Annotated in this window: 15 protein-coding genes; 6 read left to right on the top strand and 9 right to left on the bottom strand. The window is 64.9% G+C overall.

The annotated features are described in order from the left end of the window. Positions 1–70: 70 nt before the first annotated feature. A complete protein-coding gene (locus ASE26_RS29410) occupies positions 71–865 on the top strand; it encodes a helix-turn-helix domain-containing protein (RefSeq protein ID WP_057247405.1) in 795 nt (264 codons plus the stop codon). On the opposite strand, the gene ASE26_RS29405 is transcribed toward ASE26_RS29410, so the two are convergent. The 8 genes from ASE26_RS29405 to ASE26_RS29370 all read right to left on the bottom strand — a co-directional run bounded on the left by ASE26_RS29405 (position 849) and on the right by ASE26_RS29370 (position 12,656). After that, positions 849–1,439, bottom strand: coding sequence for an HD family hydrolase (locus ASE26_RS29405; RefSeq protein ID WP_057247404.1), 591 nt, complete (start codon positions 1,437–1,439; stop codon positions 849–851). The genes ASE26_RS29410 and ASE26_RS29405 overlap by 17 nt on opposite strands. Positions 1,440–1,547: 108 nt before the next feature. Next, positions 1,548–4,130 (bottom strand): ATP-dependent chaperone ClpB, encoded by a 2,583-nt coding sequence (gene clpB / locus ASE26_RS29400; protein ID WP_055936224.1) that lies wholly within the window; start codon positions 4,128–4,130, stop codon positions 1,548–1,550. A gap of 54 nt (positions 4,131–4,184) precedes the next feature. Next, complete coding sequence (gene moaE / locus ASE26_RS29395) at positions 4,185–4,637, bottom strand: molybdopterin synthase catalytic subunit MoaE (RefSeq protein ID WP_200953852.1); 453 nt, start codon at positions 4,635–4,637, stop codon at positions 4,185–4,187. Continuing rightward, positions 4,634–7,201 (bottom strand): DUF349 domain-containing protein, encoded by a 2,568-nt coding sequence (locus ASE26_RS29390; protein WP_057247403.1) that lies wholly within the window; start codon positions 7,199–7,201, stop codon positions 4,634–4,636. Before ASE26_RS29390 ends, moaE begins: the two co-directional genes overlap by 4 nt. Before the next feature lie 80 nt (positions 7,202–7,281). Continuing rightward, positions 7,282–7,902: a hemerythrin domain-containing protein gene (locus ASE26_RS29385; RefSeq protein ID WP_055936218.1), complete on the bottom strand. Its 621-nt coding sequence runs from the start codon at positions 7,900–7,902 to the stop codon at positions 7,282–7,284. A gap of 156 nt (positions 7,903–8,058) precedes the next feature. Further along, the gene (locus tag ASE26_RS29380) at positions 8,059–10,422 is read right to left on the bottom strand and encodes a bifunctional acetate--CoA ligase family protein/GNAT family N-acetyltransferase (RefSeq protein WP_057247402.1); all 2,364 of its coding nucleotides are present in this window, start codon (positions 10,420–10,422) and stop codon (positions 8,059–8,061) included. 12 nt (positions 10,423–10,434) lie between these two features. Next, positions 10,435–11,427: a DUF2804 domain-containing protein gene (locus ASE26_RS29375; RefSeq protein ID WP_057247401.1), complete on the bottom strand. Its 993-nt coding sequence runs from the start codon at positions 11,425–11,427 to the stop codon at positions 10,435–10,437. Continuing rightward, complete coding sequence (locus ASE26_RS29370) at positions 11,424–12,656, bottom strand: winged helix-turn-helix domain-containing protein (protein WP_055936210.1); 1,233 nt, start codon at positions 12,654–12,656, stop codon at positions 11,424–11,426. The genes ASE26_RS29375 and ASE26_RS29370 overlap by 4 nt, the downstream gene beginning before the upstream one ends. 189 nt (positions 12,657–12,845) lie before the next feature. Here ASE26_RS29370 and ASE26_RS29365 point away from each other — a divergent pair, with 189 nt between their 5' ends. From ASE26_RS29365 to ASE26_RS29355, 3 genes are all read left to right on the top strand, one after another. After that, the gene (locus ASE26_RS29365) at positions 12,846–15,446 is read left to right on the top strand and encodes a diguanylate cyclase domain-containing protein (protein ID WP_055936207.1); all 2,601 of its coding nucleotides are present in this window, start codon (positions 12,846–12,848) and stop codon (positions 15,444–15,446) included. A gap of 67 nt (positions 15,447–15,513) precedes the next feature. Continuing rightward, the gene (locus ASE26_RS29360; RefSeq protein ID WP_057247400.1) at positions 15,514–16,764 is read left to right on the top strand and encodes an exonuclease SbcCD subunit D C-terminal domain-containing protein; all 1,251 of its coding nucleotides are present in this window, start codon (positions 15,514–15,516) and stop codon (positions 16,762–16,764) included. Then, complete coding sequence (locus ASE26_RS29355) at positions 16,761–20,498, top strand: AAA family ATPase (RefSeq protein WP_057247399.1); 3,738 nt, start codon at positions 16,761–16,763, stop codon at positions 20,496–20,498. Before ASE26_RS29360 ends, ASE26_RS29355 begins: the two co-directional genes overlap by 4 nt. On the opposite strand, the gene ASE26_RS31315 is transcribed toward ASE26_RS29355, so the two are convergent. After that, positions 20,487–20,651: a hypothetical protein gene (locus ASE26_RS31315; RefSeq protein ID WP_200953851.1), complete on the bottom strand. Its 165-nt coding sequence runs from the start codon at positions 20,649–20,651 to the stop codon at positions 20,487–20,489. The genes ASE26_RS29355 and ASE26_RS31315 overlap by 12 nt on opposite strands. A gap of 93 nt (positions 20,652–20,744) precedes the next feature. On the opposite strand from ASE26_RS31315, the gene ASE26_RS29350 reads away from it, so the two are divergent. Further along, complete coding sequence (locus ASE26_RS29350) at positions 20,745–21,251, top strand: putative metalloprotease CJM1_0395 family protein (protein ID WP_057247398.1); 507 nt, start codon at positions 20,745–20,747, stop codon at positions 21,249–21,251. Between the two features lie 31 nt (positions 21,252–21,282). Further along, positions 21,283–21,495, top strand: coding sequence for a hypothetical protein (locus ASE26_RS30380; RefSeq protein ID WP_200953850.1), 213 nt, complete (start codon positions 21,283–21,285; stop codon positions 21,493–21,495). The last annotated feature ends 8 nt before the right edge of the window (positions 21,496–21,503 follow it).

The following is a 21,503-nucleotide window of genomic DNA, read 5'->3' as shown; positions in this document are numbered from 1 at the left end:
ATATTGTAGGAAAACCTAGAGCGTCTGTTTTGAGCTAGGATGACATCATTTATCGCAAAACCGCCAACCCATGCCGATCCAGGTCGTCACCCATACCGGACCACACGAAAGCCGCCGCGAACCGAGCGACGGACAGCCTGTCACCATGATCGCCCGTGACCTGATTTGCGAACGGGCCTTGCAATGGCATTCCCACGATTGCGCGCAACTGACCCTGGCACTGAACGGCGTGATCCGCCTGAACGCCATGGACAGCAGCTGGATCGTGCCGCCGCAACGCGCGATCTGGACCGCGGCCAATGTCGAACACTCGCTGAGCGTGATCGCGGCCGCCCGGCTGCGCCCTGTCTATTTCGTGTCGTCTTACGATCCGTTCCCCGGCGAACCATGCAAGGTACTCGAAGTGTCACCGCTGCTGCGCGAGCTGGTCATGGCGCTGGAGCAGGAAGATCAGGAAGTGCCAAGCCATCGCTCCCAATTGATCAGCAACCTGATTCTGGATGAACTGCCGCACCTGGCAACGCGCCCGATCCGCGTCCCGATGCCGCGCGACAAACGCCTGAAAGGCCTGTGCGATGCCTTGCTTGCCGATCCGGGCGCGACCCAGACTTTAGAGGAATGGGCCAGCAAAGCCGGTGCTTCGGAGCGTACGCTGGCGCGCCTGTTTGAAAAAGAACTGGGCATGAGCTTCGGCCAGTGGCGCCAGCAGGCCCGGCTGGCGCACGCCGCGCCGATGATTTCCGGCGGCATGCCCTTGTCGCAAGTGGCCGATGCGCTGGGCTACTCGAGCCAGTCGGCCTTCACTGCCATGTTCCGCAAGACCTTCGGCTGCCCGCCGACCGAATTCTTCAGCTCCCGCGTCTGATCGGCGCTGCGCCCTGCTGGCGCCGGCTTGTTTCGGCGTCGACCATTTCACGCAGCCTCACGAATAACGGTGCCGTGGCAGTGTGCTTGCGGCCGTACCCCAGGTTGAAGGCATAGTCGAAACCGGGCGGGTTATCGCCCTGGTTGTGCTGGAGGATGGTTTCCAGTTTATCGAAGGCTTTTACCGCCTGGGCTTCTGGCGTGGCGGCGGCTTCATACTCGTCCCACAGGGCGATGATTTCCGCGCGCAGAAGCGGGTCGAGGTCGCGCGCCAGGATGTGCAAGTCTTCGCGTTCCTGCGCTGACTTGCCGGGATGGGCATGCTGGTGGATTGCAGGAATATCGCCATGGATTGCTTCGCCGAGGTCGTGCACGATGCACAGCTTCAGCACACGGGCCAGATCGAGGCCGGGCAGTTCGTCGGCGAACACCAGCGCCATCAGCGCCAGCCGCCAGCTATGCTCGGCGGTGCTCTCCGGCCGGCCGCTCGAGGTAAAGCCACTGCGCAGGACACTCTTGAGCCGCTCTGCTTCGCGCAGGAACGCCAGCCGGCCCGCCAACCTTGACTCATTCATGCAGTGCTCCTATCGAGATCCATACGTTTATCGCCCCTGGACTTCGGCTGCCACCGGAGAAGCCCGGCGCCGGCGGCAAGTTGTCTGCCGGACGCCTGGCCGCTGAGCTCAGGCCTTGCGGAAGGCCAGCTCGTTGCCGTCGGCTTCGATGCGGATCGTATCTTTCGGGCCGAAGCGGCCTTCCAGGATCAGCTTCGACAACGGATTCTCGATCTGCTGCTGCACTGCGCGCTTGAGCGGACGTGCGCCATACACCGGATCGTAGCCCGCTTCGGCGATCTTCTGCAGCGCGGCGTCGCTCACTTCCATGCCCATGTCCATGCGTTTCAGGCGCTGCTCCAGGATTTGCAGCTGGATGCGGGCGATCGAGCCGATATGCTTGTCGTCCAGGCCGTGGAACACCACGATCTCGTCGATCCGGTTGATGAACTCGGGACGGAAATGGCCGCGTACTTCGGCCATCACCGCCAGCTTCACCACTGCCGGATCAGCTTCGTCGAGCGACTGGATCTTCTGCGAGCCCAGGTTCGAGGTCATGATCACCACCGTGTTCTTGAAGTCCACGGTGCGCCCCTGTCCGTCCGTCATGCGGCCATCGTCCAGCACCTGCAGCAGCACGTTGAACACGTCCGGGTGCGCTTTTTCAATCTCGTCCAGCAGGATCACACTGTAGGGCTTGCGGCGCACGGCTTCGGTCAGGTAGCCGCCTTCGTCGTAGCCCACATAGCCCGGCGGCGCACCGATCAGGCGGGCTACCGAGTGCTTCTCCATGAATTCGCTCATGTCGATGCGGATCAGCGATTCTTCCGAGTCGAACAGGAAGTTCGCCAGCGCCTTGGTCAGCTCCGTTTTACCGACACCGGTCGGGCCGAGGAACATGAAGGAACCATACGGGCGGTTCGGGTCCGACAGGCCGGCGCGCGAGCGGCGGATGGCATCGGCCACGGCACTGATCGCTTCGTCCTGCCCCACCACGCGTTCGTGCAGCTTCTCCTCGATGTGCAGCAGCTTGTCGCGCTCGCCCTGCATCATGCGCGAGACCGGAATGCCGGTCGCTCGCGACACCACTTCGGCAATTTCTTCGGCGCCGACCTGGGTGCGCAGCAGTTTCGGCTTGTCGCCGGACGATTCTGCGGCGCCGGCGGCTTCGGCCTGCTTCAGTTGCGCTTCCAGTTCCGGCAGTTTGCCGTACTGGAGTTCGGACACGCGCTGCCAGTTGGAAGCGCGCGTCGCCTCCTCCATCTGCTGTTTGATGCGCTCGATTTCTTCCTTGATGTGGGTGGTGCCCTGCACATTGGCTTTTTCGGCCTTCAGCACTTCCTCGTAATCGTTGTACTCGCGCTGCAACTTGGCGATTTCATCGTCCAGCAACTGCAGGCGGGCACGCGAGGCTTCGTCCTTTTCGCGCTTGACGGCTTCCTTCTCGATCTTGAGCTGGATCAGGCGCCGTTCCAGCTTGTCCATTACCTCCGGCTTGGAGTCGATCTCGATCTTGATCTTCGAGGCGGCTTCGTCGATCAGGTCGATCGCCTTGTCGGGCAGGAAACGGTCGGTGATGTAGCGGTGCGACAGCTCCGCTGCTGCGATGATCGCAGGGTCGGTGATTTCCACCTTGTGGTGCAGCTCGTACTTGTCCTGCAGGCCGCGCAGGATGGCGATGGTCGCTTCCACGCTTGGCTCGTCGACCAGGATCTTCTGGAAGCGGCGCTCCAGCGCGGCATCCTTCTCGATGTATTTGCGGTATTCATCCAGCGTGGTCGCGCCGAGGCAATGCAGCTCGCCGCGCGCCAGCGCAGGCTTCAGCATATTGCCGGCGTCCATGGCGCCCTCCGCCTTGCCGGCGCCGACCATGGTGTGCAATTCGTCGATGAAGACGATGGTCTGGCCTTCGTCCTGCGCCAGCTCCTTCAGCACGGACTTCAGGCGCTCCTCGAACTCGCCGCGGTATTTGGCGCCTGCCAGCAGCGCCGCCATGTCGAGCGACAACACGCGCTTGCCGCGCAGGGAATCCGGCACTTCGTTGTTGACGATGCGCTGCGCCAGGCCTTCCACGATGGCGGTCTTGCCGACGCCGGGCTCCCCGATCAGCACCGGATTGTTCTTGGTACGGCGCTGCAGCACCTGGATCGCGCGGCGGATTTCATCGTCGCGGCCGATCACCGGGTCCAGCTTGCCCATGCGGGCACGCTCGGTCAGGTCGAGGGTGTATTTCTTGAGGGCTTCGCGCTGGCCTTCCGCTTCCTGCGAGTCGACCTTGGCGCCGCCGCGTACGGCGTCGATGGCGCTTTCCAGCGCCTTGCGCTGCAAGCCGTTTTCGCGCGCCAGCTTGCCGGCGTCGCCCTTGTCTTCGGCAATCGCCAGCAGCACCATCTCGCTGGAGACGAACTGGTCGCCGCGCTTCTGGGTTTCGCGGTCGGCCTGGTTCAGCATATTGACGAATTCGCGGCCGACCGTGACGTCGCCGCCGGACACCTTGGGCATGCGCTCCAGCGCATGCTTCAAGGCCTGCGCCAGCCCGCCGACATTCACGCCGGCACGCTGCAGCAGCGAACGCGCGCCGCCGTCTTCCTGGTTCAGCAGGGCCAGCAGCAGGTGCGCAGGCTCGATGTACTGGTTGTCGTTGCCGACGGCCAGGCTCTGGGCATCGGCGAGTGCTTCCTGCAGTTTTGTTGTAAGTTTGTCTTGACGCATGTCGAACGCTCCTGATGAATTGTCAACGACAATCTAAGGACGCGTTGACAGTTTTCAAGACCACTTTCTCAAAGCTTCATCGTCGCTGTTGCGCGCATCGACCCAGCGGGCGCCTTCCGGCGTCTGTTCTTTCTTCCAGAACGGCGCCTCGGTTTTCAGGTAATCGATGATGAATTCGCAAGCCGAGAATGCCTCGCCCCGGTGCGGTGAAGTGACCGCCACCAGCACGATCTGGTCCATGGGCTTGAGCGGCCCGACGCGGTGGATGACCAGCGCGCCATAAATCGGCCAGCGTACCTTGGCCTGGTCGATGATGGCCTGGATCGACTGCTCGGTCATGCCGGGGTAATGCTCCAGCTCCATTTCTGCAACGGAGGCGCCTTCGTTCAAGTCGCGCACCGTGCCGACGAAGCTGACTATAGCGCCAACTTTAGCGTTGCCGGCGCGCAGTTGCGCCATTTCTTGCGTCAGGTCGAAATCTTCGGCCTGGATCCGTACTTCGATCATTTCCCCTCCGCGCCAATCTTACGGAACAACTGCTCGATGCGGCTGGCAGTGCGTGCGTCCACCAGTGCGGGCATGGCACACAGGGCAAGTAACTGGGCGGAGTGGCTGGCCGGCTTCTGGCCGGACTTGAGGGAGGATTGCAATACTTCCACCTGCATTTTCAATCGGTCTTTCGCAAATTCAGCACCGCTGTCGATGCCGGCCATGATTTCGAGGCGCAGCACTTCGGACAGCAGGGGTTGACGGTTGGTATCCAGTTGGCCGGCATAAGCGGCCCGCGCCGCGGCGCCCTCCCCGGCCGCTTTCAGTGCGGCGTCAAAGCGGGTGCGCAGGGTGCGCTCCTGCTCGGCAGGCAGGGCCGCCAGCGCCTGCCAGCGATTGCTCCATGCGGCGCCATCGATATCGCCGGCCTCGGCCAGTGCACTTTCCAGCGCCTGCGCCAGGCGCAGTTTTTCACGCAGGGCGCTGGCTTGCGCCGCACCGGCGCGCTTGCGGATGGATTCCGCCTGCGATTGCAGGGCGCCGACGGCGGCGCGGTAGCGCTGGTCGATTTTCTGTTCGCTGGCGCGCGGCACTACGCCTGAGGCATGCCATGCGGCGGCGCCATCTTTCAGCGCTTTGCCGATGGCGGCCAATACGGCCTTGTCGTCGCCTTCGAAGGTGGCCGATTCCAGGCCCGCGCAAATCGCCTCGCGTGCGTGCAAGTGGGCCTTGCGCTCATGGTCGGCCGCGTGGGCGTGTTCCTTGCGCCGGGCGAAAATCTGGTCGCAGGCGGCGCGGAATTTTTGCCACAGCGCCTGCTCGGTCTTGCGTTCCAGCGGCAGGGCGCGGGCGTGGCCTTGCCAGGATTCCTGCAGGCGGCGCAGAGTATCGATGGTGTGGCGTTCGAGCGGATTGAGTTTGCCGACTTCCTCGATCAATTGCTCGCGGCGCGCCACCTCGATCTTGCGCTGCGAATCGAGGGGCGCCATCAAGGCGTCCATTGCCTTGCTGAAGGCCGTGTCCAGGCGCTTCTTGTCCTTGCGGTCGATGGTGCCGAGGCGGCCCCAGGCCTGGCGCAGCCGCTGCGTCGATGAAGCAAGCGTGCGCCAGTCATGGGTGTGCGGCAGGTTGCCGGAGGCCGATTCCTCGCGGTCGACCTCGGCGCCGCCGGCGGCTTCCAGTTGCGCTGTGTCCCTCGCGATCAGGGCATTCGCCTCGTCGACCAGCTGTTGCGCTTTTGCAGCATTGGAGTGGCGTTCATCCGCCAATTGCTTGAAATGGGCGGCGGCGGGGGCGTAGGCGGCAGTACAGGCAGCGTCGAATTTTTCCCACAGCGACTTGGGTGCGGCGCCGGAGACGCCATCCAGCGCCTTCCAGCGTTCGCGCATGCTGCCGACTTTCTTGGCCAGCTCGCTCATGCCGAGGCCTTCGGCCGGCAGGCTTTCCACGGCGTGCACCAGTTCTTCGCGCGAGACGTTGCCGCCCCAGCGTGCCCAGTCGCCCAGGCGCTTCAAGTCAGCGCGCACATGGGCCAGGCGCTCGGCCTGGGCCGGCGTCAAGCGGCCGGTTTTGCTTTCTTTCAGCGTTTTATCGTGCTCGGCGGCAATATGAAGCTGGCCTTGCGCCAGTGCTGCCTCCATGGCTTCCACCAGTTCCATGAACTGGCGGTTGGCTTCCTGCTCGGCAGGCGACGGCTTGTGCTTTTCCCGTGGCGGGCGCGCTGCGCGGGCGGCAGTGGCATCGTGGCCGTCGGCATGCAGGACGGCGTCGCCTTGCGCCGGCGCGGGCGCGCTGGCCATCGGGGCAGGCGCGGCGCTGTCCTCCGTGCCCGGGCTGGCCGCGGCCTGCGCCGCGGGGGACGCCGGCATGGCCAGGGCGGCGTTGGCAGCCGGCGGCTGCGCGGCGCGCTCGGCCGCCAGTGTGGCATCGAAATCGTTCAGCAGGTGGCGCGGCAGGGAAGCCCGTTCGGGCGCCGCCATATGGGCTTCATGTTCGGCGGTCAGCCGCGCCAGCTCGGCGGCATCGGGATGCTTGCGCAAGGCTGCCAGCGCATCGATCATGGCGCGCTGCAGGGAAACCTGGGCTTCCAGCCGCTCGGCCAGCGCATTGCGGATATGGGCAAATTCAGCCGCCGCCGTAGGCGCCGCATCAACCACCTTCCATTGACGGTCCAGGTCAGCCACCAGGTTCGGGGTCAGCTTTTCATCTGCCAACAAACGCTGCGCGAGAGCAATAGAGGCCTGCGCCTGCTTCTGCTCGGCCTGCACGTGCCGGATCGCATCCAGCCGCCCCTGCATGAGCTTGGCCACCCGCCGGTCCGAGTTGCGCACCGCCTGCTGCACTTTCTCCAGCGCATCCTGGGATACGACATGTTCGGCTGCCGCCAGGCGCACGTCGGCAAATTCACTGTTCAGGATAAGCTCAACCGCAGCAGCTTCGTCGCCCGCGAGGTTGCGGGCCAGCTCGGCTTGCGCCGAGCGGCGTTCTGCGGGAGTGCCAAGCGGTGCCTGCGGTCCGCCGGAGCTGGGCTGGCCGGCAACACTGGCCTGGCTGGCCTGCTGCTTGAAAAGGAACTCAAACATAGATGTGCTATGAATGGATCAAAACCACCATCATAGCGCAGCGCCGCCCGACAGGGGCGGCGAATGCAGGCACGGCGTGTTCAGGCCGTATCCGCAGCGGCGCGATGGGCCGAACGCGTGCGCCGGTGGTAGCGCAGCTTCGGCACAGGAACTGCGGCCTCGTCTTCACTTCGCAGGGAGGCACGCACCTGCTTGGCTTCCAACAAGGCTTTCCTGTCTTTTTCGGCGGAGGCCGGGACACGGCGCGCTTCCACCACTTGGGCATCATGGGCCAGGAACTTGTTCGCAATATCGAACCACGCTTCGCCGCCAATGGTGGCGCGGGCGATCGCAAACAGTTCCTTTTCCTCTTTCTCCAGGCGCTGCAGCAGCACGGTGCAGAAAGTCTCAATCGATTGGCAAATTTCCGTCACTTGCTGTTCGCTGTATTCCACCGCCGAATCGAGGTCCGCCTGCAGCCGCCGGATCACCGACAAGGCAGACTGGTTCAATCGGCTCAGCTCGTCCAGCAACTGGTTGGCTTGTTCCGTCGCATCTTGCAGCGCGGGAATCAGGTACAGCTCGATCTTGCGCCAATGGCAGGCCTGGTACAGGCGCTCCAGGGTTTCGCAAGCATATTCAAGCTGGGACAGGGTCAGGCGCTGTTGCCGCAACAGCGTCGATTGCACGTATTTTTGAAACGACAGCAGGCTAAGGCGCACGTTAGCCTGTTCAACGGATAACGCAACTAATGTATATGTGGCCGTTAACATTCTTGCTCCCAAATATCGCTACGCGGAAACGGAAGTACAAGTGTAAATAAGCCCGACAGATTCGCTTTGACGTACATCAATGTAACGTCACACGCCCTGCCCAATTTAGGAGGTTTTCCCATCCAGCGCAAGGCGAAGATCAACCATACCAGCTTCTCGCGACGCCGTCACTGTTCCGCCAAATCTGCGCATAAGTTGTTGCATTCCGATATTCTCCGACAACGCTTCACCCGTGATTTCACGCGTTCCGCGGCTGCGGAAATAGTCAAGCAGTTTCTGGAACAGGATATTTCCCAGCCCTTTTCCTTTCAGGTCGGAACGCACGATGATCGCGAACTCCGCTTTCTGGTTGTCCGGGTCGGCCACTGCCCGTACCACACCCAGCGTTTCCGCCTGGCCATCGGCACCGGTGCGGGTGGCGATAAAGGCCATGGCGCGGTCGTAGTCGATCTGGGTCAGCCGTGCAAGCTGGGTCGGCGGCAACTCCTTCATCGCCGAGAAAAAGCGCAAGCGTACGTCGTCGGGGTCGAGCTGGCTGAAGAAGCGCACGTGGGCCGGCGCATCTTCCGGCCGGATCGGGCGCAGTAACAAGGGGCCGCCCTGCCACTGGATTTCCTGCTCCAGCTCCTGCGGATAAGGGCGGATCGCCATGCTGCTTTCGGCGCGCCGCGGGCCCAGCACGGCACGGGCGCCGTGCACCTGCAGCACCCCGTCCACCACGGTGACGGGATCGATCTCCAGTGCGGCGATTTCGCCGATGTCGGCCACCAGTTCGGCGGCGTGCACCAGGGCGCCGCACAGGATTTCGCGCTCATCGGCCAGGGCGCGGCCGACGCCGGTGCGCCGCAGCATGTCGCGCGCCAGCACGGTATTCAAGGGCGGCAGGCCGACGGCGCGGTCGTCCACCACGCGGCCGGCGCTGCCGCCCAGGCCGACACTGATGGCGGGGCCGAAGACCGGATCGACCTGCATGGCGATGCGCAGCTGCTGCACATTGCCGCCGGCCGGCTCGCTTGCCAAGGGCAGGCCGTACGCTGCCAGCAGTGCGGCCAGGTCGGCTGGCGCCAGCTCGCCCTGGCCAGCGGCGCGCGCGGCTTGCACCAGGTTGCGCGCAGCCTGCCGCTCCGGCACCGAATGCGCCGGCACCTGGCCCGGCACTTCAATCAGCAAGGCCTGGTTGCGCGAGTATTGCACCACCTGGCTGTAGGCGCGCACCGCCTTTTCGGGCGTGTCGTAGGTCGGCAGGCCGGCATCGGCAAATACCTGCCGTGCGCCCGCCACCGAAGCGCCGCCCAGCCAGCAGGAAAGCACACTGCGCCCGCTCTGGCGCAGCATCGGCGCCAGAGCCTGCGCCACGCCGGTGCTGGCTGCCGCCGACGATGGCGCGTGCACGATCAACAGCGCGTCCGCGCCGGGGTCGGCCAGCAAGGCGCCGGCCACGGCAACATGGCGCTCGGCGCTGGCTTCGCCGCCGATGTCGATCGGGTTGGCCAGCAACAGACCGGGCGGCAGTTCGTTGCGCAGGCGCTTGCCGGTGTCGGGAGAAAATTGCGCCAGCTTGCCGTGCACATATTGCAGGGCGTCGGCCGCGAGCTTGCCGGTGCCGCTGCCGTTGCTCATGATCGCCAGGCGCGTGCCGCGCGTGGGCCTGGCACGCGCCACCGTTTCCACCGCGTCGAACAGGTCGGCCGAAGAATACACGCGCAGCATGCCAGCGCGGCGGATCACCGCGTCATAAACCTTGTCGTCGCCGCTGCGGCCTGCCTTCAGCACCACCACCGGCTTGCCGCGTGCGGCCAGGCGGGCGGCCGAAATGAATTTGCGGGCGCAGGTCACCGATTCGATGTGCATGATGATGGCGCTGGTGTCGTCGTCCGCCGCCAGGTAGTCCAGGATGTCGCCCAGGTCGATATCGCCGCCCTCCACCACCGATACCACGCGCGAGAAGCCGATGCCATGCAGCTGCGCCCAGTCCAGCACCGCCGTCATGAGCGTCGCCGATTGCGAAATGAAGGCGGTCTTGCCCGGCTTGGCGCCGGCGTGGGCGGCGCTGGCGTTCAAGCCTGCCAATGGCGCCACCAGGCCGATGCCGCCCGGGCCGAGGATGCGCAGCAGGTAGGGGCGCGCGGCGCGCATGACCTGCTGGCGGATGGTGTCGCTGACCGGGGTCAGGATGATGGCGCCGCGCGTGCCCCGCCCCCCCAGGTCGGCGATCAGCGCGGCTACAGTGTCCGGCGGCGTGCAGATGATGGCCAGGTCGGGCGTGCGCGGCAAGGCCGACAGGCGCGGATAGCACGGGATGCCGCGCAGCTGCTCGTACTTCGGGTTGACCGGCCAGATCGCGCCGGCAAAACCGCTTTCGGCCATATTGTTCATCACCTGGGTACCCATGCGCTCGGGCCGCAGCGAGGCGCCGACAATGGCCACCGAGCCGGGCTCGAACAGGCTGTCCATATTCCTGATACTCATGGCGGCGCTCCCTTACCAGCGTGAATAGTGATCCTCGGTCACGCCTGCAAGCTGCGTGACGATGCGTTTCGGCCCGTCCGGTTCGCCGCGCACCCAGCCGCTGAAGTGGCCCACCGGCTGGATATAACGGCTGGCGGCCACCAGCAGGTTGCGGTTCTGGCGGCGCGCCCCGTCCGGGGTGAAGAACAATTCAAGCTGGTCGTCTTCCGTGAAGATATGCCAGCGCTGCATCGGGTCGTGCGGGTCGAAAATGAAATGCGCGGGCGCCAGCGGCACTACTTCGCCATCGATCCAGAGCGCATTTTCGTTCCCGCCGAAATAGCCTGATTGCAGGTTGAAGCCCATTTCCAGGCTATGCCCGGAAGCCCAGCGCCATGACGTCTCGCGCGCCAGCAGGCCGTTCGAATAATCGAAGCTGGCGACGCCGCCATCGAGCTTGTATTCGTCGCGGAAGGTGCGCACCTGGCCGCTCAAAGGCATGCCGGGTGACTTTTGCGTGCCGTGCAGCGCCCCGCCCTGCACCGGTCCCGTGGCCAGCAGCAGCGGCGCGATCGGCGGCCCGAATTCGGCGTCGATTTCCATGTAAGGGCAGCGCAGGGCCAGTTGGTACCGTTCTCCTTCCAGCGGCTCGATGCTGATCTGCGTGCTGCGCGTGCGGAACCAGCTGGCGGCGCCAGCGTGCCCGCCGACGCCGACCGACATGCGGCCCGGCAGGCCGTCTTGCGAGAAATTGGCCATCATGTCGTTGTCGTGGCGGTCGAAAACATAGGCGAAGCAGGTGCTGGTCCAGCCCAGGTCAACAATGGCAACTGCGGCCATCACATGCTCGGAAACCAGCGACACGTAATGCCATTTCTTGTGGTGGAAGCGGCGCCACAGGCTGCTGCGCGCATGTTCGCCGGCCAGCAGATGCCAGTCGAAGGAATCCGTCGCGCCGGAAAAGCGGCCCAGTAACGGCTTGCCGTCGGCGCCGACCACGCGTTGCGGTGCGGGGGCCAGCTTCATTGTGCGACTCCTTGTGCGTCCAGCTCCGCCTGTAGCGTGGCTGCGAATTCGGGCGGATCGCTGGCCTGCACCTGCACATGCGGGCAAGCGTGCCAGTTGGCCAGGCGCTGCACGGCGCCAGCAACGTCGCGCACGAAGCGCCCGCTCACGCGGGCGCCCGGTTCCAGCGCCAGGTTTTTCAGCTCGAAGATGCCGCCGCGGCGGTGCGCCTTGGCATCGATGCGCCCTACCAGCGCACCGCGGCGCAGGATCGGCAGCGTGAAGTAGCCGAAGCGGCGCTTTTCGGCCGGCGTATAGCATTCCAGGCGGTAGTCGAAGCCGAACAGGTCCAGTGCGCGGCGGCGGTCCCACACCACCGGGTCGAACGGCGACAAGATGGTGGTCAGGGTCGGCGCCAGGCTGCCGTTGGCGGCGGCCTGTGCCAGGTCGGCCAGATCGCGGTGCACGAAAACGGGATCTTTCCAGCCCTCGACGCGCGCACGCAGCAGCAGGCCTTGGTCAGCCAGCGCTTCCAGGTCGGGGCGCGGCGGCTTGGTGCGGTAGTAGTCGGCCACCCAGGCGCTGCGTGCCAGGCCAAGGGCGCGCACGGATTTCAGCGCCAGTTCGCGCCGGGTTTCATCCATGCCTGGCATCTGGCTGTCGTTCCAGCCCGGCAATACGCGCTCGGCCAGGTCGTATACGCGCTGGAAATTGTGGCGGCGGGCGATCATCAACTCACCGGCGGTAAACAGCACCTCCAGCGAACGCTTCTCCGGCTTCCATTCCCACCAGCCACCGCCCTTGCCGTCGCTTCGTTCGAAGTCGGCCGAACGCACCGGCCCATTGCTGCGGATATGCTGCAGCACCCGGTCCACGTCGGCGCGCCGCTCCTGCATCCACTGCGCCGAATACTTCCATCCCATTGCGCTCGGGTCGACCATGCGGTGGCGCAGCAGGCGGTAGTCTTCGATCGGCACGAAACAGGCTTCATGCGCCCAATATTCGAACAGCGCGCCTTCAGCCAGGTGCTCCTCCAGCCAGGGCTGGGGATAATCGCCCAGGCGGCTCCACAAAACCAGGTAGGGACTGCGCGCCACCACGTGGATGGTGTCGATCTGCAGCACGCCCATGCCGCGGATCGCCTGCAGCACGTCGGCCTTTTGCGCCTTGCGCCGGCGCGGCTGCAGCAAGCCCTGCGCCGCCAGGTGCAGGGCACGCGCCGCGGCGAGGGTGAGATTCAGTTCGGTCAAGACTTGATTCCTGTAGGAGGTGAACGCCTATTCTAATAGCGATTTGACAGTATTTCCCGGCATTTTGCGAATGATGGTGGCGGCAAGGCTGCATCGCTCCGCTTTTTTGCCCCCGCTGCCGGGGTTTGAGTGCAAAATGAGCCTGTGCCAACATCAACCGCCCGTCAGATTTTCCGCAAGCTGTATCGCATGATACTGCTGCCCTCTTTCACGCTGGTTTTGCTGGTGATCATGTGGGCCGACGTCTTCTACCAGGTCAGGCAGGACGCCGAAAGCGCGCATTACGACGCCGTGCAGCACAGCCACTCGCTGGCGCGCACGCTGGCCGAACACTCCGGCCACCTGCTGCGCCAGGCCGACCACGCGACCCAGCTTTTCAAGCTCAAATTCGAAGAAACCAACGGCGCCCTGCGCCTGCCTGAATTCAGCAAACGTGGTGGCTTGCTGGACTCCGTCATGCCGGCCCGCCTCGAATTGCCGATCGCCCTGATCGACGCCAACGGCAAGCTGCTGGACAGCATGCACGGCGCCTTCCCGGCCAACTCCGCCAACCAGGGATTCTTCAAGGCCCTGTCCACCACCGCCGCCGACGCGGCCCTGGTCACCAATCCGATGGTGGAACCGATTACGAAAAAGTGGCAGATCCAGATCGCACGCCGGCTGGACGACAGGGCCGGCAAGTTTGCCGGCGTCATCGTGCTGATGATCGATCCGGCCTATTTTGTCGAGGATTACGATCGCCTGCATGTGGACGAAGGCGGCCTGGTCATGCTGATCAGCCGCGACACCGCCCTGGCCACTGGCCGGGTTGATGAAAAGCTGTTCATCACGGATACCATCGACTATGTGGCGCCGTCCGATCCGGTCAACCTGCCGGAAGAACTGCTGCTCAAGACGCCGATCGACAAGACCGAGCGCATCTACGGCTTCCGCGACATGCCGCGCTATTCGCTGACCGCCGTGGTGGGCGACGCCAAGGAGCACGCGCTGGCCAAGTACTACAGCCAGCGGCGCCTTTATTTTGGCGTTACCGCCATCGTCTCGGTCGTGGTGCTGGTCTTCAGCTTGCTGCTGACGCAGCAGGCGCAGCGACTGCGTGTAAGCACCCGCGAGGCGACATATGCGCGCGAAAAGCTGCACGCCGCAGTCGACGCCAGCCTTGACGCCCTGTTCCTGATCAAGGCTTGCCGCGCCGGCGGCAACAACAGCGAAATCACGGACTTCATCCTGGTCGACGTGAACGAGCGCGGTGCGCGCGTCCTCGGCCACGCCGCCGATGAAGCGCTCGGCAAGCGCATGGGGGATATGCTGCCGCATTGGCATAGCGAAGGCCTGTTCGACAAATGCCTTGGCGTGATGCGCACCGGCGAACCACTGGAAGAAGAATTCGAATCGACTGTCTTCGGCGAGCAGCTCTGGCTGCGGCACCAGATCGTCGCCATCGAGGACGGAGTCGCTGTCACGGCGCGTAACATCACCGAGCGCAAACGTTCCGAAATGGCGGTGCGCCAGAACCAGGCGGAGCTGCAGGCCGTCAACGACGCCTCACCCCTTGGCCTGGTGCGCGCCGACAAGGATGGCAAATGCAGCTATGTCAACCGGACCTTTGAAGCGATTACCGGCATGTCGCGCGAAACGGCCCTGGGCGACGGCTGGTTCAATGCCGTTCATCCCAACGACCGCGACATGCTGCGCGCATCGCTGCGCCACCTGAATACCACGCAGCAGGCTTTCCAGGAAACGCTGCGCTGCGTGCATCCGGACGGAAAAGTCGTCTGGACCTCGATCAAAGTGGCGCCGATCGTGATCGACGCTGCGATTGCAGGTTATGTCGGCACGCTGGACGACATCACGCTGGTGCGAAAATCAGTGATGGCGCTGCGCGAGAGCGAAGCGCGCCTGCGCACCATCGCCGACACGCTGCCGGCCATGATCGCCTACGTCGATTTCGAGGAAATCTACCGCTTCCACAACCTTGCGTATGAACGCGAATTCAGCAAGACCGGCCTGCAAGTGACGGGGCGCACGGTGCAGGAGACTGTAGGCGACAAGCGCTACGCCATGCTGCAGCCCTATATCGCCCGTGTCCTGCGCGGCGAAACCCTGACCTTCGAGGAGGAGGACGACAACGGCGACTACCTGCGCACCTACGACGTCGTCTACATTCCCCAGTTTGACGAAGATGGCATCACCGTGATCGGCTTCCACGTGATGCGCCAGGACGTGACGGCGCAAAAGCGCGAGAAACAGCGCTTGTTGCGCCTGTCGCAGGTCGATGCGCTGACCGGGCTGACCAACCGCGCCGGCTTCCTGCAAAAGCTGAACGAAACCATGGTGGCATGCCGCGAAAGCGGCGGCCTGATGGCGGTGATGTACCTGGACATCGACCGCTTCAAGCCGGTCAACGATACGTATGGCCATGCTGTCGGCGATGCGCTGCTGAAGGCATTTTCAGCGCGCCTGTCGAATACCGTGCGCGCCAGCGATACCGTGGCGCGGCTGGGCGGGGATGAATTCACCATCATCATGGACCACATCTCCAAGCCCGACGATGCCGCCGTGACAGCCATGAAAATCGTGAACGCCATGCAGCAGCCGTTCGAGCTGGATGGCATCCTGGCCAATGTCTCGACCAGCATCGGCCTGACTTATTACCGCGACGAGGAAGTCAGCCCGGCGGAATTGCTGAAACGGGCCGACCTGCTCTTGTACGAGGCCAAGCAGGCCGGCCGCAACACTTTCCGCAGCGCCCTGCCGTTGCCGGAAATGCGCTCCCCGAACGCGGCCTGACCGGGATCAAGGCATTCGCCTGCCGTTTGCGCTATATTTGCGCTTCCCTCGCCCTGCTTTACATTTCATGCGCCTGCTGCACACTTCCGACTGGCACCTTGGCCAGTCGCTGCATAATTTTGACCGACACTACGAGCACCAGCGTTTCCTGGACTGGCTGCTGGATACCATCGTGTCCGAACAAGCCGATGCCCTGCTGGTGGCCGGCGATATTTTTGATAACGCCAATCCATCGGCGGCCTCGCAGCGCCAGCTTTACACCTTCCTGCAGCAGGCCCGCGCCCGCGCGCCGCAGCTCGATATTGTCGTTATTGCAGGCAACCACGATTCGCCAGGCCGCCTCGAAGCTCCCGGTCCCTTGCTGGAAGTTCACGGCACCACCGTGATCGGCTACCCGCACCGCGATGCCGACGGCAGTCTCGCCATCGAGCGCATGCTGGTGCCGCTGACCGGTAAGGACGGTGCCACCGCCGCCTGGGTGCTTGCAGTTCCCTTCCTGCGCCATGGGGACGTGCCACGGCTGGCGCCGCAGGAAGCCGCAGACGGCGAAGATGCGGCGCCGCAGGCCGATCCCTACCTCGCCGGTATTGCGGAGCTGTACCGCCAGGCTTTGGAACTGGCAGGCAGCCGCGCCTCCCAAAGCCAGGCCATTGTCGCCATGGGCCACTGCCATATGGTCAACGGCACCATGTCGGCCGAATCCGAACGCCGCATCGTGATCGGCGGCACGGAGATGCTCCCAACCGGCATTTTCCCGCCGCCTATCGCCTACGCGGCCCTGGGCCACCTGCACCTTGCCCAGCAAGTTGGCCCGCACGCCCATATCCGCTACTGCGGCAGCCCGATTCCCCTCTCATTTGCCGAAACCAGCTACACGCACCAGGTCCTGCGCATTGACCTGCAAGGCGCACAGGTCGGCGAAATCACGGCCCTGCCGGTTCCGCGTGCGGTGCAATTGCTGCGTGTGCCGGAAAAACCGGCGCCGCTGCAGGAAGTGAAAACCGCCCTGGCCGCGCTGGAACTGCCGGACGTCCCGCTGGAACAGCAGCCGCTGCTCGAAGTTCGCATCAGGCTCGCCGCGCCGGAGCCCGGTTTGCGCGCAGCCATCGAAGAAGCCCTGCAAGGCAAACCGGTACGGCTGGCGAAAATCGAAACATCCAGCGCGGCCCGCGCATCCTTTGAGGAGGCCGCGCTGTCGCTCGACCAGTTGGCCACTCTGCAGCCGGACGACATTTTCAAGCGCCTTTACCAGCTGCGTTACGGTACCGAAGCGCCGCCCGAACAACTGGCCGCCTTTGCGGAACTGGTGCGTCCATGAGGATCCTGCGCATCTCCGGCATGAACCTTGCCTCGCTGGCCGACCAGTTCTCGGTCGACTTCACCGCCCAACCGTTGTCCGACGCCGGCCTGTTTGCGATCAGCGGTCCAACCGGCGCCGGGAAAAGCACCCTGCTCGACGCCCTCTGCCTGGCGCTGTACGACGACACGCCACGCCTTCACAAGGCTGAAGGCAAAACGCCGGATGTCGGCGACCCGGTCTCCTCGCAGGACCCGCGCACCTTGCTGCGCCGCGGCGCCGCCGAAGGCTGGGCTGAAGTCGACTTCGTCGGCAACGACGGCGAGTCCTATCGCGCGCGCTGGAGCGTGCGGCGCGCCCGCACCAAGGCTACAGGCGCCTTGCAGCCAAGCGCGATGACGCTGCAAAAACTGCCGGGCCAGCAGCCACTGGGCCATAAGAAGACTGAAGTCATGGCCGAGATCGTGCAGCGTATCGGTTTGACCTTCGACCAGTTCACGCGCGCCGTCCTGCTGGCGCAGAACGAGTTCTCCGCCTTCCTCAAGGCCAGGGACGACGAGCGCGGCACCCTGCTCGAAACCCTGACCGGCAGCGGCATTTACAGCGAGATTTCAAAGCGAGCCTTTGAACGCTGGCGCGCCGAAGAGCTGGAATTGAAAACACTGAGCGCCGGCCTGGCAAACCAGCAACCGCTGTCGGCGGAGCAGCGCGCCGACATCCTCGCCCAGTCCGACGCCGCCGACGCAGCGCTGCACGCCTCGGCACAGCGCCTTGGCGCACTGGAAGCCGAGCTGCGCTGGCACCAGCAAGCCGAACGCCTGGCCGCGGCAGTGCAGCAGGCGCGCGAGCATTTACAACAGCGGCGGCATGAAGCCGACGCCGCCGCGCCGCGTCGTGCCCTGCTGGCGCAGCTGGATGCGGTGCAGCCGGCACGCGCACTGGACGACGAGGTAGTGCGGCTTGCGGCCGAACGCGCCGCCACCCAATCCGCGATTTCGATCGCAGAGCAGGAATCCGAACGTACCCGCCTGGCGCTGGCAGTCCTGGCCGGCGAGGTCCAGCAGGCCGGCGCTGCGCTGGCCGCAGCAGAAAATGCGCAGCAAGCTGCAGCGCCACTGCTGGACCAGGCAAAAGCACTCGATACGCGCCTGGAATCGTTGCAGTCCGCCTTCGGCCAAGCCGCCAGCGCCCGCGACGCGGCAGCCCAGTCCGACGCTGCCGCCCAGGCCGCCCTGGCCGCGCGTGAAGCGCAACAAACGGCCCTCGCCGACGAACAGCAGTCATCCGTGCAATGGCTGGCCGCGCACCAACACTGGTCGGCCGTGGCGCGCGACTGGGCGCGCTGGGACGTCCTGTTTGCGCAAGCCAGCCAACAGGCCGACCGTGCCGAAAAACACTCGCAGTCCTTGGCCGCCGTGCAGCAGGCAGCGACCCGCCAGCGTCAGGACGAAGTGCACGCCCGCAACAGCCTGGATGCAGCCAGCGAGCGCCTGCGCCAGGCCGAATTCCAGCGCGAACAAGCTGCGAAAGCGCTGGCCGGCATTGACGCCGACAGCCATGCGCAGCAACGGCAACGACTCGACCAGTGCCGCGCGCTGCTGGCCGATGCCAGCGCCGCCTGGCAAGAACTGGCGCAACTCGGCACGCGCCGGCTGGATCTGGCGACACGCTGCACGTCGCTGCAAACGGCCCGCGACAGCGCCGAGGCGGAAGTCGCCGCCGCCCGCCAGGCCAACCTTGCACTCGTCGCCGCCTCGACCCAGGCCGAGCGCTCGCTGAAGCTGGCAGAAGCCGCCACCGGCGAGAACGTCGAAAAGCTGCGCGCAGCGTTGCAGGACGATGCCCCCTGCCCCGTATGCGGATCGCACGCGCATCCCTACCGCAACGAAGACGGCCCGCTGCACGCCATGCTGGCGCAATTGCAAGCCGAAGTGCACGATTGCCGCGACAGGCTGCAACGCAATATGAAGCATGAGGCCGAGCAGCAGGCCCGCCTGCAATCCAGCGTCGAGCAATTGGCAGCGATCGGCGTCGAACAGCACAGCATCAGCAATGCCCTCGCCGCCACCGAGGCGCGCTGGCAAGCTGCACACACGGCCCTGGCCGCACACGGCGGCCAGGCTGCCGCCGGCGGCGACGTCCCGGCCTGGCTGGCGGCGCAGGCCGACGCGCTGCAGGCGGCGTTACGCGCACTTGAGGGCCAGGAGCACGCCCAACGCCAGGCTAGCCGCACCCGCGAAGTGGCGCAAACCGCATGCGAGCAAGCGGCAGCCGAGTGCAGCCGCCAGCAGCAAGCCTTGTCCACCGCCCAAGCCGCCCTGGCTCAGTCGGAAGCGCAGCATCAAGCCCTGGACCAGCAGCGCATCGACACCGCACTGCAAATTGCCAACCTGCTCGACCAGCTTGACGCGCCGCTGGCGCGCACCGGCTGGCAGGACGAATGGAAGGAAAGTCCGGCGCGCTTCCACGAACAGCGCACGCGCGAAAGCAGGCAGTGGCTGGCGCAGCGCCAGTCGGCGGACGAGCGCACTGCCGCCATTGCCGCCATCGCCATCGAACTCCAGGCCTTGCGCGCCGCCCTGGAACGCAGCGCAGCCGATGCCCGCGCAACCCAAGCCGCCGCCGATGCCGCCCGCGCTGCGCGCGACGCTGCAGCAGCCGAACGCCAGGGGCTATGGCAAGGCCGCCCTGTGCGCGAGGTGGAGGCCGAACTGCGCGCGGCGGTCGACGCCGCCCGCGCCGCACTGCAGATGCGCCAGGAGTCGGCACAGCATGCCGCCCAGCAGCGCACCCGCGCCGATGAAGCCCTCGCACAGGCCAGGCTGCGCCTCGCAGCGCTCGATACCGCTGCGAAAAGCGCTTCCACGCGCCTGCATGCCTGGCTCAAAGACCACCAGTCGCTTGGCATCGAAAGCCTGGACACGCTGCGCGCCCTGCTCGCCCACTCCCCGCAGGCGATGCGCGACGAGCGCAGCAGCATCCAGGCGCTCGACCAGGCCCTGGCCTCGGCCCAGGCCGTGCAGGCCGAGCGCGAAACCCAGCACGCCGAACACCTGGCAAGTGCGCCAGCCGGAGAACCAGGCAACGCCGGCGAGCTGGAACAGGCGCTGGCGGCACTGCAGGAAGAACGCAAGCAGGCCCAGGATCACGCCGCCGCCCTCAAGCTGCAACTGGCGCAGGACGACGCCCGCCGCAAGTCCGCCGAAGCGCTGCTGGCCGGCATCACCCGCCAACAGGAATCAGAGCGCCGCTGGGCACAGTTGAGTGAGCTGATTGGTTCCGCCGACGGCAAGAAGTTCCGCAACTACGCCCAGCAATTCACGCTGGACGTCTTGCTCGGCTATGCCAACGCCCACCTGTCGCAACTGGCGCCGCGCTACCAGCTCGAACGCATCGACAACCCCGCCCAGCCTTCGCTCGGCCTGCTGGTACGCGACCTGCACATGGGCGATGAAAAACGCTCGGTTCACTCGCTGTCCGGCGGTGAGTCGTTCCTGGTTTCGCTGGCCATGGCGCTCGGCCTGGCCTCGTTGTCGTCCAACCGCGTGCGCGTCGAATCGCTGTTCATCGACGAAGGTTTCGGCAGCCTGGATGCGGAGACCCTGCGCGTCGCAATGGACGCTCTGGATGGACTGCAGTCGATGGGAAGGAAGGTGGGAGTGATCTCCCACGTACAGGAAATGACCGAACGGATCGCCACCAGGATCGTGGTGCAGCCGGCTGCCAACGGCCGCAGCGCAGTGTCAGTCAGCTAAACGCCAGGTACGCTGGTCCTGTTCGGCGCGCACCATTTCCCAACCGAGTTCACGGCGGATCTGCTGCGGGTCGGGCAAAGGACGGCGTTCTTGCTGGCGCGACTGCAGCCAGCTGCGCACTGCTTCCTTGCTCGGTTGCTTCGACTTATCCATCGTAAACCTCCATCGGCATGACGGTCACTCCTTCAACGCAGGAACTGGCCGGCAGTTGACGGAATACGCCAGCCAATTTGTTATGATGTGTAAATGGGAATCGGCGCCATTCAATCGTCAAGCACCTATGCGCCGCAGGCCAGCGCACCTGCGCGCAGCGCCACGCGCAGTGAAAGCACCCAGGCAGCCCAGCTGCAATATTCCCCCGAAGACCAGGCAAAAATCGACCAGCTCAAGACGCGCGACCTCAAGGTCCGCCAGCATGAGCAAGCCCACCTTGCCGCAGCGGGCAGCCTTGCCACCTCCGGCGCCACTTATACTTACCAGCGCGGCCCGGACGGCGTGAATTACGCCGTTGGCGGCGAGGTCAATATCGACACCTCGCCCGGCCGCACGCCGGAAGAAACCATCGCCAAAGCACGCCAGGTGCAGGCGGCAGCCCTGGCGCCTGCCGATCCTTCCGGCCAGGACCGCAGCGTGGCCGCCAGCGCCGGCCAGATGGCCCTGCAAGCCCAGGCCGAGATTTCAGCAAAGCAACAACAAGTCCAGCGCGGATACGACCTTTCCGAAAAGCAATCTACGATCGATATCTTGGCCTGATAAAATCGTCCTTTTGCCCGGAGTCCTGGCCATGTTCCTGAAAGCCCCACGCACCCTCACTTTCAAATGCGCGAAATGCAGCAAAGCGGTTAAAGTTGCATTGCAGAAAACATCTGCGTGCTCGCACATAACGCCGTACTATGGTGTCTGTACCTGTGGCGAAGTGAAGCTGCACGCCACCGGCGCCCCGGAAGCGGTCAAGTCCTATCTCGAATCGAACGGTTTGTGGACTCATCATCATTGATAAAGCTC

Origin of the sequence: Duganella sp. Root198D2, assembly GCF_001428585.1 — a bacterium.
In the GTDB taxonomy this organism is placed as follows: Bacteria; Pseudomonadota; Gammaproteobacteria; order Burkholderiales; family Burkholderiaceae_D; genus Rugamonas.
This window is presented reverse-complemented; position numbering and strand designations above follow the sequence as displayed.

Coding starts and splice junctions, on each gene's coding strand:
- ASE26_RS29405 (WP_057247404.1), bottom strand. CDS start 1,439: ATGAATGAGTCAAGGTTGGCGGGCCGGCTGGCGTTCCTGCGCGAAGCA.
- moaE (WP_200953852.1), bottom strand. CDS start 4,637: ATGATCGAAGTACGGATCCAGGCCGAAGATTTCGACCTGACGCAAGAA.
- ASE26_RS29350 (WP_057247398.1), top strand. CDS start 20,745: ATGGGAATCGGCGCCATTCAATCGTCAAGCACCTATGCGCCGCAGGCC.
- clpB (WP_055936224.1), bottom strand. CDS start 4,130: ATGCGTCAAGACAAACTTACAACAAAACTGCAGGAAGCACTCGCCGAT.
- ASE26_RS29390 (WP_057247403.1), bottom strand. CDS start 7,201: ATGTTTGAGTTCCTTTTCAAGCAGCAGGCCAGCCAGGCCAGTGTTGCC.
- ASE26_RS29375 (WP_057247401.1), bottom strand. CDS start 11,427: ATGAAGCTGGCCCCCGCACCGCAACGCGTGGTCGGCGCCGACGGCAAG.
- ASE26_RS30380 (WP_200953850.1), top strand. CDS start 21,283: ATGTTCCTGAAAGCCCCACGCACCCTCACTTTCAAATGCGCGAAATGC.
- ASE26_RS29410 (WP_057247405.1), top strand. CDS start 71: ATGCCGATCCAGGTCGTCACCCATACCGGACCACACGAAAGCCGCCGC.
- ASE26_RS29380 (WP_057247402.1), bottom strand. CDS start 10,422: ATGAGTATCAGGAATATGGACAGCCTGTTCGAGCCCGGCTCGGTGGCC.
- ASE26_RS29360 (WP_057247400.1), top strand. CDS start 15,514: ATGCGCCTGCTGCACACTTCCGACTGGCACCTTGGCCAGTCGCTGCAT.
- ASE26_RS29355 (WP_057247399.1), top strand. CDS start 16,761: ATGAGGATCCTGCGCATCTCCGGCATGAACCTTGCCTCGCTGGCCGAC.
- ASE26_RS29365 (WP_055936207.1), top strand. CDS start 12,846: ATGATACTGCTGCCCTCTTTCACGCTGGTTTTGCTGGTGATCATGTGG.
- ASE26_RS31315 (WP_200953851.1), bottom strand. CDS start 20,651: ATGGATAAGTCGAAGCAACCGAGCAAGGAAGCAGTGCGCAGCTGGCTG.